Genomic DNA, 12,568 nt, shown 5'->3' with positions numbered 1-12,568 from the left:
GAGAACGACCGCTCAGGGGCCCCTGCCAGAGCACCACAGTGGTGCCCCCTGCTGAGTGCATTCGGACAGCCCCGGGCCGCGGCGGGGCGTGCTGCACGACCTCTACCTTGATCAGCACCCCGCCATCATCCACGACCGCCGCAGCAGACTCCTTCGCGGTATATGGGGTGCGGCATGGTGAGAGCGGCTGGCACAGTGACCGGTATGGACCTGCCTCCCGATACCGTGCTCGTCTTCGACCAGGACGAAGACCTGAGTGTCTTCGAGTCGTTCACCCACGCCACGAACTACCTTGAGGCGATTGACGTGGTGGAAGGCGAGTACACGGCGGCGTACTCACCGGACGGTCGCCTGCTGGCACTCACCGCTCCCGACGGCTGGAAGGGCCCGGTCGCTCTGGCCAGGACCGGCAGGGCTGACCTGGCTGACCTGGAGCAGAGAGTGGCGTGTTACTGGCAACGTCACCACAGGGGCCAGGTTCCGCGGGACCCGCTGCAGACAGCACGCTTCCTCATCGACAGAGACAGTCAGCCCGGCAACGGAAGCCTCGTCCGGCTCACTCGCCTGCTCAGACGCAACCACCATTGAGCTTGCCGTGGTTGAGCGCGTCGTACATCGCTCCGTGCCCACGCCGGTGCTCGGCCGTGAGCGTCAGCTCGACCAGCGACGTGACCGGGCCGTCCGAGCACAGCACCGCGTCGGTGAGCTCGAAGAGCGCATCCGCCCTGGTGTAGAGGCAGTCGTGGAACTCGACACGACAGTGGGACAGGACGCGCAATTCGGCGTCGGCGGACCGTTCAGCAGTGAGACTCTTCACCAGCGGCCTTTCCTTCACGCGACGTTGCTCGACACCTTGACGCGTGAAGAACGGCCGTCCTGCAGTCCCGGGGACGAACCAGGATCAGCGGGTCAGGTGAACGGCCGAGGTTAAACGCCAAGCTCAGCGGTGCTGATCTGCGCGGCGCGGACCTGAGGGGCGCCAATCTGACAAACGCGGACCTCAGCAATGCGAACCTGGCCGGTACGAAACGCGAGGGAGCGATCCCGACAGGTGCCAACCTGGACGCGTTCGACAAAGCCCGGGAAGCGGGTCCAGTGGCAGCCCTGCTGGCCTGCGGTGCCCGGCGAGATGCTCTTGCCCGCACCACTCTGCCTGCGCGGGGACCACTCCTTCATCCGGGTCGGGCGCACGCCGGGCTGCGGAACACCCCCGCCTGCTCGGGGACCACGAACGTAGCGGCGGCGGGTCCACGGTCCCGCTCGGAACACCCCCGCCTGCACGGAGGGGAGTTCACGTCCCCCGGACGAGTTCGCGTGCCGCGTCTCGGACCACGTTCAAGCCCCAGTAGGCGGAGTGGGTCCACAGCCCGGAGGTGACCAGGTGGGGAGCCGTCCGGTCCTGGGGGCGGGACCCGTCCGACAGTCGGAAGACCCTGCCCGCGACGAAGGCCAACGGGTCCATCGGCTCCCACACGTTGATCCAGCGTCCCACCGTGGCGGGCAGGTAGATCGGTGTCTCGCCGTCGTAGGGGCCCAGGCCGTTGCGGGGGTCCATCAGCTGGAACAGCGGCCACTGACTGCCGAAGGTCAGCAGTCCGCGCATGTGCACGGGCTCCTCCCGCGCCGTCAGCAGGTCGAGCAGGATGACGCCTCCGAGGCTGTGGCAGATGAAGTACGCGGGATTGTTCTCCCCGCCGGTCCGGTCCTGCGGGGGCCGGTCGGCGAGGCCGGCGTCCTCGTCGTAGGCGTGCAGCGCGTCACGGACCCGCTGCTGGATCAGCGGTTGGCTGCGCTGGTAGACGGCGATGTCACCGGCGAAGGAGGCGAAGCCGGGGCTCAGCTCCGCGCGGAGGTAGGTGTTGAGGCGGCCGGCCCCCGCGCCGATGACGGCCCCCGCGGCACGGTCCATGTCGCGGAGCCTTCTCCTGATCCAGTCCCCGGCACCCCGGACGTGCTGCCCCCCGGGGTCCTCCGTGTCCTCCTCGGCGAGCGCCACGCCGACGTCCGCGAGCACCGTCGCGTTGCGGAGGCGGGGCAAGTACGTCAGCTCGTCCCAGGCTTCTTCGAGTTCGGACCGCCAGTCGGCCTGTGTGCCGCGGACGGCCGCTCTGCCCTGCCGGTCCTGTTCGGCGGCGGCTTCGGCGACGATCCGCAGGCCCTCGTGCCAGTGGTCGGAACCGTCGCGTACGGTGCTGGTAGCGGTCATCGTCGCGGGAGACGGACCGGCGAGGAACGTCCACACCGGATCGTCCGGCGGCGGGACAGGCCTCGGTTCGATGCCGGGCGCCGCATCGGCGCGGGAGTCGGCCGCCGCCCCCATGGTGGGGATCACGCGGTCCAGGAAGGCGTCCCGGCCACCGAGGTCCCCCCAGAAGACCGGGTGCAGGTCGGCCTCGGTGGGGCGGAGGCGGTCGCCGAAGTCTTTGACTCTCGCCTCGAAGGCACCACGGTCGTGGTTGGCGACTCCGTGGATGACGAACACGGGATTGGTCATGACTGCATCACCTTCGCGCGTGGGTCTCCATAGACCGTGTACGCGAGCCAGGTCGAGTCCCCCGGCATGTTGTCGCGTGCCAGGGCGCGTGCCTCGCTCACCGACTCACCCAGCGTCAGCCCTGCCCGCAGCCGCTCGTACAGCGTCCCGGCGAACAGCCGTGCGGTGGTGTCGCGCACGGCCCAGGACGTGCCGATGACCGCGGCAGCGCCGGCTTGGAGGAAGACATCGGCCCAGTTCTCCAGGCTCGTATAGCTCGGGGTGCTTCCCTGGGTGCGGCAGGCGTTGAGGAAGACGAGGGGGACGGTGGCCGCGAGCGGACAGGTCACGGTGGCGATCGCCAGATCCTGCGGCTGGAAGTCACCGTCGGTGAAGCGGATGCGGCTTCCTTGCTCGGCACGGTAGATGTTGTGGCACGCGAAGTGCAGGCAGTCGAACGAGGGGGTGGCCAGCGCGGAGATCAGCACATCCCGATTGCTCACCCGGTTCGGTGTGGACTGGTCGAGCTTCAGGGCGATGTCGTCGATCTCGGACTCGGCCTCCTGCGGGGAGCCGTCCGGCACCACAAATGTGGGGCGTTCGAGGGTCAGCCGCCGCCCGCGCCTGCTCTTCATGACCCACCGCACCACAGGGAAGTGCTCGACGAGGAAGTGGCCGAACCCCACACCGTTCTCGTCCAGCGGATACAGCAGTTCCCAGGGCACGACCTCCCGGTCGCTGAAGATCGTCATCTGGCTGATGGTGTCCGCGTTGTCGAGGATCATCTGTTGGATCGGTGGGGGAACCAGGAACTTCCACAGGCGGAAGCCCTCGTTCTTCATCCGCTCACGCGCCGCCTCCGGGGTGAGATTGCCCGCGTCGGAGGCGTACGCGTCGAACTGCGGGATCAGCGCCTCGACACGGTCACGGATGTCCCCTTCGATCGGGCGGCTGGGCACCTCCAGGCGCTGTGAGTCGGTGATGAACAGAAAGCGGAAGGTCCTGCTCGCGTCGTCGTACATGATCTGCAGGCTGGCCTCCTCATGGGCCGCCTCGTCGACGTCCAGCGCGTTCGCCACTTCGCGGGTGGCGGTGGAGCGGAAGGTCAGCGCGGAAACCTGTATCTGCAGTTCGAGCGCGCCCAGGAAGGTGCCGCCGCGGTAGGCGGTGAACCGCACTGGGAAGCTGCCCACCGCGCCGGCCCGCATCATGAAGAGTCCCGGCGGGGAGTCGCCCCGCTCCGGGACGTCGAGGTCGATGACGCGTTCGCCCTGGATTTCGAAGGAGTCCGGCACCGTCGCGACCACCGAGACCGTCACGCCCCCGGGTATGTCGAGGGGCACGCCCAGGGGGGTCTCCGCCCCGCTGGTCTGCCGGATGGACACCTGGACCGGTATCCAGCGCTGCCTGCGGACGGATTTGGGGAGTTCCGCCACCATCTCGCGCCGCACGTTCTCCGCGGCGACGGCGACCGGGGCCGGGGGAGGGGCGGCGGGGGAAGGAGCGGCTGGCGGCCGTAGGGCAGGGGGAGGTGCGGCCTGGGGAGGTACGGCGTCGGGAGGCGCGTCGTCCACGAGATCGGGGCTTCCGCCCATCTCCGGCGCCGCTGCCGACTGGTCTTGATCGAGTGTCACCAGTCTTACGTCCCACGGCACGGGCCGCACGTCGGTGAAGCCGGACCCCCGCAGGTCGGCGACGACCGCGTTCACGTCCGTACGCAGGTACTGCAACCGGTCTACGCTCCAGGCGCCGACCCGGATGTGCTCCACGTCGACATCTCCCCGCACCGCACGGATGTGCTCGTCCTCGTCCTCCAGCAGGTCGAGCGGCAGCGCGCGACGCGTCCCGACCCGGTCGGTGACCAGGGCCCATTCCGGTCTGTTCGTCGCCGGGTCGACCAGGAGGTGGCTGATGTGCCCCAGGACTCGCCCGCGGTGGACCACGGAAGCCTGCGAGAGATGCGTGAAATCGCCCGTCTCGGGGTCATAGGGCTCACTGAATTCCTGCATGGGAAACACCGCCCGCGTCGGAACCGGCATTGACGTGCGGCTTGGCCTCCTTCGACGGTACGGCCACGGCGTCAGCGCAGTGTCATCGCGTTGTCATCGGGGGCCTTTCCACGCGTCCCTGAAACGCGAGACCCTGCAGGGCGCACGCGACTACGGTGACGCCAGCACCTGCCGCACGACGTCCGGCTGCGGGGCGGCGAGCGCCTGGTCGACGACGTCCCGTTTCCAGCTCGAAGCGATGTGTGCCGTGGGCGCAGGGCGGTCGGGCGCATAGGCAGCGAGCGTGCTGGCCACTGCGACCGTCATGGCGGCCTTCGCCGCCGCCAACGCCGCAGCATGGGAGGAGACCGTCCCAGCCAGGATGCTGCTCGGACGGCCCCGCGCCCCGGCCCACGCTGCGGTGTCCGCAGCCGTGCGGAGAGGGCTGGCGTTCGCCAAGGGCACTGGAGTCGTAGGAGTAGGCGGAGTAGAAGGCGGCGAGGAATGCCTCCAGGGCTGCTTCGCGCTCGGGGCGGACAAAGCCGATGCGCTGGATGATGCCCTCGCCGATGCGGTGATGGATGTCGATCGGATCGGTGCCGGCTGTGGTGCGGGGCTCGCCCAGGAGACCGGCAAGATGGCGACGGGCTGCGGGCGTGACGAAGGCGTCGGCCTACTTCTGAGTGGGTACCTGCAGGTAGGCGTTGATCCGGTTGGCAGCCAGGTGGTTGTGCCGCATGTGCGCGGCGATCGTTCCGATCAGGAGCTGCAGGTGCTCCAGGGCGTCTGTGAGCCGGTACAGGGAGATGCGGCACCAGCCCCCGTGGAGCCCAAGAAGGCTCTCCTGGTCGACACGCTCGTCGACGAGATCATCAACGAGCTGTACGGCGCCGAGCCCGGGCGCACCGACGCGAGCAACGTCGCCTGCGACAAACTCCCCGCTGTGAAGGCATGCGACTACGGGGCCGACACCGGCTTCATGTGCCAGTACTGGGGCGAGCACGCCAAGAGCGGCGAGCCGGGCTACCGGACCGTGCAGATCAAGATCGGCAGCAAGGGCTACGGCTACAACTTCGAGGAAGTCGAGCAACGCCTGCCGGAGCCCAGGCCGAGGCCCGTGCCTGTCGACGACAGCTCTGCGCTCGGGAAGCCGCCGGCCTGGCCGCGCTCGACCTGGCCGACGCCGAGGCAGTCACCCGCCGCGCGAACCGGCCCGGCCACGTCGCCGTCGGCATGGGCGAGGTCGCCGCGGTCCGCACGATGACCACCATCCTCGGCGTGGCCGCCTCCGAGCTCGGCGGCGGTCACGCCCGGCACCTCGCGGTCCGCTACCTGACCGTGGACGTCAAACGGTGGTTGGAGGGCCGTTACACCGAGGAGACCGGGCGGGAGCTGTTCGCCGCGACCGGCGAGCTGGTGCACCTGACCGACTGGATGGCCCGCGACGAGGGCAACCAGGGTCTGAGCCAGAGGTACCACCTGCACAGCTACCGGCTCGCCGCCGAGGCCGGCGAGAACGAACTCGCCGCCACCGCTTGTTCTTCACACACCAGACAACCCACGCGGCCTTCCGCGTGTCCCAGACGGCCAAGATCAATCGCCGGGGCAGCCCGCAAGCCTCCGTTGGCCTGGTAGACGGCTGACGGAGCGTCAGCTGCGGTGCGGCGTGCTCAGTCTGTGAGGAAGGCACCTTCGCGGCAAGCGCGGCAGACGAAAACGTAGCCCAGCTGGCCGCCGAGGTTCATCGCGGTCTGCGCGGAGATCCCTTCCTCTAGATGTGCCGCGAATTCCATCAGGCCGGCGCAGGAGGGGCATGCGGGCAGTCGGTCGTCCTCAAGGTAGGAGGGGCTGCCTCCGAGTGACCCGAGCACTTCGCGTTGCTTCCCGAATCGTTCCTCGGGCTCCCGCTTCCATCCCGAACGGGCAAGGTCGTATGCGTCAGGCGCGAGTTCGTCGTGGTCGTCGTTCTCTTCGGGGTCGAGCGTCACGACGTGGTTGCGGATGGCTGAGGTGGCGGGCAGTAGCGTCACACCCGTCTCGGGCACGGCTACCGGCTGCAGTTCCTCCCGGGGAAACAGGTAGACCCGGTTCGCGCCGGAAGTCGCGTCCCAGAATTCACATGCGCCGGGGTCGTTCTGGCACACGAATACCGACAGGACGCCGTCCTCGAAGGGGATATGGGCGAAGAACTGCAGCGGCTCTCCGCAGCAGGAGCCGCACATGGGCCAGGTGAATCCTGCAGGAGCCAGCGGCACGCCCCCGGTACGCGGGACGTCGGAGTCGGCCGGTGCGGTGCCGTCGTGGATCATCAGAGTTGTCTGCATGGTGAGAGGTTACGGGCGGCCTATGACATGGGAGCCTGGATGCCGTCCACTCCAGCGGTTGTGCTGGCTGGAGCCGCACGTGCGGCCTGCTCCGTCCGGCCGCCTGATCGGGCCGCGCCGGACCTTGGACGTCCGCCGACCCCGGCGGCGGCTGAAGGGCGTCGCCGTCGCCGCCGCCAAGCTCCCGGCCGCCCACCGGCAAGGACGCCGCCTTCTACACCAGCAAGGTCGCGGCCGCGAAGTTCTTCGCCGCCAACGTGCTGCCGGGCCTCGCCGTCGCGCGCCAGCTGACCGAGTCCGTCAGCCTGGACGTGATGGAGCTGCCGGAGGATGCCTTCTCAGCCCCCACCGGTCCGCTCGAGAACTCCCCCGGCGCCTGCGGCGCCGGGGGAGTTCCGCCGTTCAGGGCCCGGCATGGCCTCGTAGATCTCGCACCAGATCGTTTTGCCGTCGCCACGCGGTTCGGCGTCCCACCGGTGCGCCAGGCGCTCGACGATCTCGCCGCGCACCTTGCGGACCTGCCGTGGCCCGGTCCGGGTCACGGAGAGGACGATGCCGGGGGACCAGGACGGACGGCAGCGGGCCGTCGGTCTCCCGGCGCAACAGCAGCAACGCGATGTCGTCCTCACGGCGGTCGGCGAGCGGGCCCGCGGTGTGGTGCGCGGCAGGCCCGTGTACCCCCTGCACGAGTGGGTCGGCGAGCGCCTCCAGGTCCTCGGCAGGTCAGGTCTCCAGCGCGTCCCGCAGCCGCTTCCAGCCGGTCCTGCACGCAGTTGCTCGCCGATTGCCGAAGCAGTGGGAGTCGGCGGAGGCGAACTCCGTTTCAACCTTTGCCGCGTGGCAGCGCTCTGTAGATGGGTGACAGGGAGAGGGCCCTTTGACAGGGCTTCTGAAAGGAGAGCAGATGCCGGAGAACGGCCAGGGCTCCGGATCTCCGGAGGGCTCCTCGGCGCCCGTGAGCTTCGAGGCTTTCGCCCGGACCAGCCAGAGACGGCTCTACCGGACCGCGTACCTGCTGTGCGGGGACCCGGAGACTGCCCGGGATCTGACGCAGACCACGCTCGCCAAGCTGTTCCAGCACTGGCGGCGGGCGAGCGCCGCCGACCACATAGGGGCCTATGCCCAGACTGTGCTGACCCGCACCTATCTGGCCGAACGACGGCGTCGGATGCGGGACCTGCTGGCCCACTCCCGCCCCGGCCCCCGGCCCGCGTCCGAGCAGGCCGATCTGCGGGTGACGCTGATGTCGGCCCTGGCCGAGCTGCCGCCCAGGGCTCGGGCCATGGTCGTCCTGCGGTACTGGGAGGACCAGAGCGTCGAGTCCGTCGCCGAGCTTCTGAACTGCAGCGCATCCACGGTCAAGAGCCAGTGCTCACGCTCTCTGGCGAAGTTGCGCACTCAACTGGGCGAGGCCCACCTCTACACCACGGGGAGCTGAGGAACCGCTATGGGAGACGACATGCCCGAAGACGACGACCGGACCGCCCTGCTGGTCAGGGACGCGATGGAACGGACGGTGGCTGACCTGCCGCCGGTCCACGACCTGGTGCCGACCGCGGTCGCCCAGGGCCGCCGCCGAAGGGCGCGTACCCGTCTCGCGATCGCCGCCGGGATCGTCTGTGTGGCCGGGGCAGTGCTGTCCGGCACCGTGAGGCTGCCGGTCGGGGGGGACGGCGACACGACGGCCCGCTACGCCGCGAGCGGCACCTCCGGGCCGGGCGAGTCACCCGCCCCGGAGCGGGAGCCCGAGCCTTACCGCACGCCGGTCCACATCGAGCCGACGAGCGACGAAGAGACGTCGATGGCCGACCTGCCCCCCGACGAGCGGAAGCGGCAGGAGGAGTTTCAGCAGCGGGCGGCAGTGCTCCTTGACGAGCTGTTGCCGGACACGGTCGGCGCTGTCCGGCCGGTCGACCTCGGGGTGCGGCAGTACCAGGGCGCAACCGAGGACGGCAAGGTGTTCACCATCAGCTTCTCCGTACGGCCTTCCCACGACGGCTCCCGCCCGAAGCCCTGCCCCGACGGCCCCGCCACCCGCTCGCTGAAGGGCGGAAGCTGTGAGCAGAGCACCCTGCCAGGGGGCATCGAGGCGACCTCGTACCGCCTGCCCGTCGATGTGCCGGAGACCACGGCCACCATGGTCTCTTTCTCCTATGGCGACAGTGACGTCGAGCTCACTGTGAACCCTGACACCAAAGCCGCCGCCTCCGCCCCCGTCACCAACGAGGAACTGCTGGCGGTGGCCAGGGACTCCCGCTTCCTCGACCTCGTGCGGTACGCCGACGAGAGCCCGATGGAGGAGAGGCGGATCTCCATCGCAGGCGGCTGAAGGCCAGTTGCATCCAGGACATCGCGATCGAAGGGAAGAGCAGTTGAGACGATGGTGGAAACCGCTGGTGACGCTGACCGCGGCCGGAACGCTGTTGGCCGGGACGGCCACGGTGCAGGCGAGCGCCACGGGAGGGGACAAAGAGTGGATCGCGCAGACCTTCCCGTCCGGCAACGCCCGGCTGCAGGACGCGGCACGCGTGGACGTGGACACCACCTGGGCCGTCGGGTGGAGGCAGTACGGGGAGGGACGGCAGAGGTCCAGCGGGCCGGTGATGTTCTCGCATGACGACGGCACCCCCGACTGGCGCGAGATCCCCGTCCCGACGGGCCTTTCCAGTGTCCGCACGGTGACGGCCGGCCCGGCGGGAAGCGTGTGGGTGGCCGGTAGCAAGCCCTGGGGCGCTGAGAGCATCCCGACCGCCGCTTTCGACGGAGGCTGGCACGTGCGGCAGGCTCCTGCACCGGCCGGTTCATGGGCCGCCGGATTCCGTGGACTCGCCGCGATCGCCGACAACGACGTGTGGGCGGTGGGCTGGTGGCAGCCCGCGGAATACCTGACGTTCCATGGATTGATCCAGCATTGGGACGGCAGCGCGTGGCAGCAGATTCAGCCGCCGGTCATCGACAGCGACTACTGGACGCTGTCCGGCGTGGTCGCCACGGCTGCCGACGACATCTGGGCATCGGGGACCGTGGGCACGGAAGAAGGCCGGAGACGGCCACTGCTGCTGCATTACGACGGAGACGCCTGGGCCCGTGTGGCCGCGCCCGACGTGGAGGGCATCAACGGGGAGTTCTACGACCTGGCGGCAACCGGACCCGACGATGTGTGGGCCGTCGGCACCGAGGAAACCGTCGGAGGGCAGGGCGAGGACCGCGGACTGATCGCCCACTTCGACGGGAACCGCTGGACGAAGGTGGACTCCGGAACGAGACCGGGCGGGTGGCACGCGGTGTCCACGGGACCGTCGGGTGTCGCCGTCGTCGGCACCCGGTTCCTCGCGCACAAGGGGACGTACGAGCCGATCGGCATGACGCGAACGGACACCGGCTGGCAGACGATGCTCTTGCCCGCGGGGGACGGACCGGAGGGCAGGTCACCCACCGCGGTGGTGAGCGCCGGCAGAACGCTCACGGTGGTCGGGATGGCTCCGCAGGGCGAGGCCGAGAATGGGGAGCCAGTGCCGCCGATGCCCTTCGCGCTGTCCCGGGGTTGAGCGGTCACGCCGACCGAAAGCGTCCTGGCAGGGCATCCGTACCGGCTCCGGTTTCGGCTTGCTCTGCCAGGCCCGCGACACTGGGAACCCGACACCGTCCGCCCCAACCCGGCACCGCGACCTCGCATCCCTGCCCTCCTCGACGCACTCGCCGCTGCCCTCCCGGGCCCGCCGCTGGTCGCCCGGCGGCATCGCGCGGCCCGCGGAGCCCCGCACCTCGTGGAGCGTGCCGGACACTGCGGCCCCGCCGCCGTCCCCGTTCGGTCTCACGCGGGTGCGCGGCGTCCGCAGGATCGACCCGTCGTCGCCGACGACCACGCAGCAGGGCCTACGCGACGGTGCCCTCGGCGTGGGCAAGGGCGATGGAGCCGCTGAGCGCCACGTAGTCCTCGGCGTGCAGGCAGGCGTGCACCACGGACGAACGGTGGTCGCGGGCGGCCTCGCCCGGTCCGAGCAGACGGGCAGGCCGATGCGTCGAGGGCGACCGTCGCCGAGGCGTCGTCCCAGTGCCACAGGCCGGTGCTGGCCGCGGCGAGCACGTCTTCCATGCGCATAGGCCCAGCTTGGGCCGGTCGCGTTGAGCCGGGGTCGACCGCGGTGAAGGCGACGTAAACGGCCGGGTGGGGCCACCCGTCTGCTTCCGAGGGTGCCCGCCCGCCGGGCGCCCTCGGCCATGGTGTCGCCATGAGTGAGGCTTCCTTCTCCCGGGAGACGGGGTCTGCGGAACGTTTATGTCAGATCGTGCGCAGGCTGGCACTGGCGAAGGTCCGCATGGAGAAGTTGAGCCGTGGCCACCAGGTATTACAAACTTGTGGTCCGCTACGGGCCCACGGTCCCTCGTTGCCACCGTTACCGAGTCGTAGTGAGGTACTGGTCCGACGACAACTCGAACACCCTCACTCGCCTACCGCAGGTGGGATTGACGGTCTCACGGACCGGTTGCATCCCCAGTTTGGTCATGATCCGTTCGGAGGCGTCGTTTCCCAGTTGGGCGATGCTGACGATCCGCTCCAGCCTTCGCTCTTCGAACCCGAACCGGACAGCGGCCGCAGCGGCCTCGGTGGCCAGGCCCCGCCCCCAGTGGGAACGTCCCAGCCGCCAGCCGACCTCAACCGCCGGCAGGACCTCCGGCAGAAAGTCGGGCACCGAAAGGCCGGTGAAACCGGCCAGCTGGCCAGTGGACCGGATCTCCACGGCGAAAAGGCCGAAGCCCTGTGACTCCCACTCGCTTTCCCATGCCCGGACCCCGTCGCGAGTCTGCTGCTCGTCACGGACGCTGCCGTCGCGGATCCACCGCATGACCTCGGGGTCGGCGTTGACGGCAGCCATGGGCGCAACGTCTTCCTCGCGCCAGCGACGCAAGATCAAGCGGGGAGTCTCAAGCGTGACCACGCGATGATTCTGGATCACGAATGGGCTCTCCACCATCCTCACCCCCGCATGCGTGTCATCAACCTCCCCGAACAACGCATCTGGGCCGAGGGGGCGAGTCGAGGGGCGTCAGTCACTGCCGCTCCCACCGCCACGGCTGAAGTCACTGCCCGAGACGCTGCCCGAGTCAGAGGCGTAGTCGGAGTCGCTGTCCAGGGCCTTGCCCATGCGGATCAGAGCCCGGCCGAGACCCGACGGGATCGGCCGCGCGCCGACGATCCCGCGTCGGACCGGGCCGTGCGGGAGGACGGCAGGACCGCCGAGGACGGAGGACGGCAACCCTTCGTCGCCTTCGGCCGCCCGAAGCCGCCGCCCGCCCAGCCGGGTCAACCGGCGCCGATGTCCCGTCACCAGGCCCTGTGCGGTCAACCAGCGGCCGATCTCCTTGGCTCAGGGGAGCGTTGCAAGGCGGCATGCACAGCGGCGGCGCTCCTGTTGCGCTGGCACGACGTGATCAGCGCTCGCTCCACGGATGCTGAGGCAGTGCCTCGCCCACGGCGCGTACCCGTGGGCCGCTGAGCTTGAGCAGTCCGCGCTCGGCCAGTGCGATCACCGCGCAGTCGGCCACCCTTTGTGTCCCGCCCGCCAAGAAGGCGACGTCGTAGGTGTCCAGGACCTGCGGCTCCGCCACCGCCGATGCCAGACGCCGGAACCCTCTCCTCATGCTGAGCTCCTCCCGGACACGTCGCCTGCCGGGAGTGTCGCCCGGCAGAAGGTCACGCAACCCTGCCGCGCCCAGCGACGCGCAGGCCACATCAGGGATCAGGGCCGGGTCCAGCATGCTGTCCCTCGGGCACCAAGGCG

14 protein-coding genes and 3 pseudogenes are annotated in these 12,568 nt (G+C 69.6%); 8 read left to right on the top strand and 9 right to left on the bottom strand.

Annotated features, from left to right (window positions below; translation table 11 throughout):
• Positions 1-204: 204 nt before the first annotated feature.
• Complete coding sequence (locus ABZZ79_RS32535; protein WP_356694937.1) at positions 205-588, top strand: hypothetical protein; 384 nt, start codon at positions 205-207, stop codon at positions 586-588.
• On the opposite strand, the pseudogene ABZZ79_RS32530 reads toward ABZZ79_RS32535, so the two are convergent.
• Positions 584-778 (bottom strand): annotated as a pseudogene (locus ABZZ79_RS32530) (transposase); the annotation flags it as partial. The gene ABZZ79_RS32535 and the pseudogene ABZZ79_RS32530 sit on opposite strands and share 5 nt — an antisense overlap.
• A 98-nt stretch (positions 779-876) precedes the next feature.
• Here ABZZ79_RS32530 and ABZZ79_RS32525 point away from each other — a divergent pair.
• The gene (locus tag ABZZ79_RS32525; RefSeq protein ID WP_356694975.1) at positions 877-1,377 is read left to right on the top strand and encodes a pentapeptide repeat-containing protein; all 501 of its coding nucleotides are present in this window, start codon (positions 877-879) and stop codon (positions 1,375-1,377) included.
• Here the strand turns inward: ABZZ79_RS32525 and ABZZ79_RS32520 are convergent.
• The 3 genes from ABZZ79_RS32520 to ABZZ79_RS32510 form a co-directional block, all read right to left on the bottom strand.
• Entirely contained in the window at positions 1,292-2,494 is a 1,203-nt protein-coding gene (locus ABZZ79_RS32520; protein WP_356694935.1) for a hypothetical protein, read from the bottom strand. The genes ABZZ79_RS32525 and ABZZ79_RS32520 overlap by 86 nt on opposite strands.
• Positions 2,491-4,482, bottom strand: a complete 1,992-nt coding sequence (locus ABZZ79_RS32515) for a CHAT domain-containing protein (protein WP_356694933.1) — start codon at positions 4,480-4,482, stop codon at positions 2,491-2,493. The genes ABZZ79_RS32520 and ABZZ79_RS32515 overlap by 4 nt, the downstream gene beginning before the upstream one ends.
• A 150-nt stretch (positions 4,483-4,632) precedes the next feature.
• On the bottom strand, positions 4,633-4,809 hold the full coding sequence (locus ABZZ79_RS32510; RefSeq protein WP_356694931.1) for a hypothetical protein: 177 nt from the start codon (positions 4,807-4,809) through the stop codon (positions 4,633-4,635).
• Here ABZZ79_RS32510 and ABZZ79_RS32505 point away from each other — a divergent pair.
• The gene (locus ABZZ79_RS32505; protein ID WP_356694983.1) at positions 4,766-5,725 is read left to right on the top strand and encodes a hypothetical protein; all 960 of its coding nucleotides are present in this window, start codon (positions 4,766-4,768) and stop codon (positions 5,723-5,725) included. The genes ABZZ79_RS32510 and ABZZ79_RS32505 overlap by 44 nt on opposite strands.
• Positions 5,620-5,997: pseudogene (locus ABZZ79_RS32500) on the top strand (tetratricopeptide repeat protein); the annotation flags it as partial. The gene ABZZ79_RS32505 and the pseudogene ABZZ79_RS32500, both read left to right, overlap by 106 nt.
• Before the next feature lie 134 nt (positions 5,998-6,131).
• Here ABZZ79_RS32500 and ABZZ79_RS32495 read toward each other — a convergent pair.
• Positions 6,132-6,785, bottom strand: a complete 654-nt coding sequence (locus ABZZ79_RS32495; protein WP_356694929.1) for a hypothetical protein — start codon at positions 6,783-6,785, stop codon at positions 6,132-6,134.
• Positions 6,786-6,936: 151 nt separating this feature from the next.
• On the opposite strand from ABZZ79_RS32495, the pseudogene ABZZ79_RS32490 reads away from it, so the two are divergent.
• Positions 6,937-7,123, top strand: a pseudogene (locus tag ABZZ79_RS32490) (acyl-CoA dehydrogenase C-terminal domain-containing protein); the annotation flags it as partial.
• Here the strand turns inward: ABZZ79_RS32490 and ABZZ79_RS32485 are convergent.
• Positions 7,124-7,327: a hypothetical protein gene (locus ABZZ79_RS32485; protein WP_356694981.1), complete on the bottom strand. Its 204-nt coding sequence runs from the start codon at positions 7,325-7,327 to the stop codon at positions 7,124-7,126.
• A 362-nt stretch (positions 7,328-7,689) separates the two neighbouring features.
• On the opposite strand from ABZZ79_RS32485, the gene ABZZ79_RS32480 reads away from it, so the two are divergent.
• From ABZZ79_RS32480 to ABZZ79_RS32470, 3 genes are read left to right on the top strand one after another with little or no spacing between them, the layout of a single operon-like run.
• Positions 7,690-8,223, top strand: a complete 534-nt coding sequence (locus ABZZ79_RS32480) for a SigE family RNA polymerase sigma factor (RefSeq protein ID WP_356694927.1) — start codon at positions 7,690-7,692, stop codon at positions 8,221-8,223.
• Between the two features lie 21 nt (positions 8,224-8,244).
• A complete protein-coding gene (locus tag ABZZ79_RS32475; RefSeq protein WP_356694925.1) occupies positions 8,245-9,114 on the top strand; it encodes a hypothetical protein in 870 nt (289 codons plus the stop codon).
• 43 nt (positions 9,115-9,157) lie between these two features.
• Positions 9,158-10,333: a hypothetical protein gene (locus ABZZ79_RS32470; RefSeq protein WP_356694923.1), complete on the top strand. Its 1,176-nt coding sequence runs from the start codon at positions 9,158-9,160 to the stop codon at positions 10,331-10,333.
• 849 nt (positions 10,334-11,182) lie between these two features.
• Here the strand turns inward: ABZZ79_RS32470 and ABZZ79_RS32465 are convergent.
• From ABZZ79_RS32465 to ABZZ79_RS32455, 3 genes are all read right to left on the bottom strand, one after another.
• The gene (locus ABZZ79_RS32465) at positions 11,183-11,695 is read right to left on the bottom strand and encodes a GNAT family N-acetyltransferase (RefSeq protein WP_356694973.1); all 513 of its coding nucleotides are present in this window, start codon (positions 11,693-11,695) and stop codon (positions 11,183-11,185) included.
• A gap of 138 nt (positions 11,696-11,833) precedes the next feature.
• Entirely contained in the window at positions 11,834-12,133 is a 300-nt protein-coding gene (locus ABZZ79_RS32460) for a hypothetical protein (protein WP_356694921.1), read from the bottom strand.
• Between the two features lie 85 nt (positions 12,134-12,218).
• Complete coding sequence (locus ABZZ79_RS32455; protein ID WP_356694919.1) at positions 12,219-12,428, bottom strand: TIGR04222 domain-containing membrane protein; 210 nt, start codon at positions 12,426-12,428, stop codon at positions 12,219-12,221.
• Between the last annotated feature and the right edge of the window lie 140 nt (positions 12,429-12,568).

This window comes from Streptomyces sp. NPDC006458 (genome assembly GCF_040612135.1).
Taxonomy (GTDB): domain Bacteria; phylum Actinomycetota; class Actinomycetes; order Streptomycetales; family Streptomycetaceae; genus Streptomyces.
Note: the sequence above shows the minus strand (reverse complement) of the source record. Positions and strands in the feature narration are given on the sequence as shown.

What these genes read in the sequence shown, in the direction of transcription:
- ABZZ79_RS32535 (WP_356694937.1), top strand. Translation starts at nt 205, where the DNA reads ATGGACCTGCCTCCCGATACCGTGCTCGTCTTCGACCAGGACGAAGAC.
- ABZZ79_RS32480 (WP_356694927.1), top strand. Translation starts at nt 7,690, where the DNA reads ATGCCGGAGAACGGCCAGGGCTCCGGATCTCCGGAGGGCTCCTCGGCG.
- ABZZ79_RS32520 (WP_356694935.1), bottom strand. Translation starts at nt 2,494, where the DNA reads ATGACCAATCCCGTGTTCGTCATCCACGGAGTCGCCAACCACGACCGT.
- ABZZ79_RS32475 (WP_356694925.1), top strand. Translation starts at nt 8,245, where the DNA reads ATGCCCGAAGACGACGACCGGACCGCCCTGCTGGTCAGGGACGCGATG.
- ABZZ79_RS32515 (WP_356694933.1), bottom strand. Translation starts at nt 4,482, where the DNA reads ATGCAGGAATTCAGTGAGCCCTATGACCCCGAGACGGGCGATTTCACG.
- ABZZ79_RS32455 (WP_356694919.1), bottom strand. Translation starts at nt 12,428, where the DNA reads ATGAGGAGAGGGTTCCGGCGTCTGGCATCGGCGGTGGCGGAGCCGCAG.
- ABZZ79_RS32495 (WP_356694929.1), bottom strand. Translation starts at nt 6,785, where the DNA reads ATGCAGACAACTCTGATGATCCACGACGGCACCGCACCGGCCGACTCC.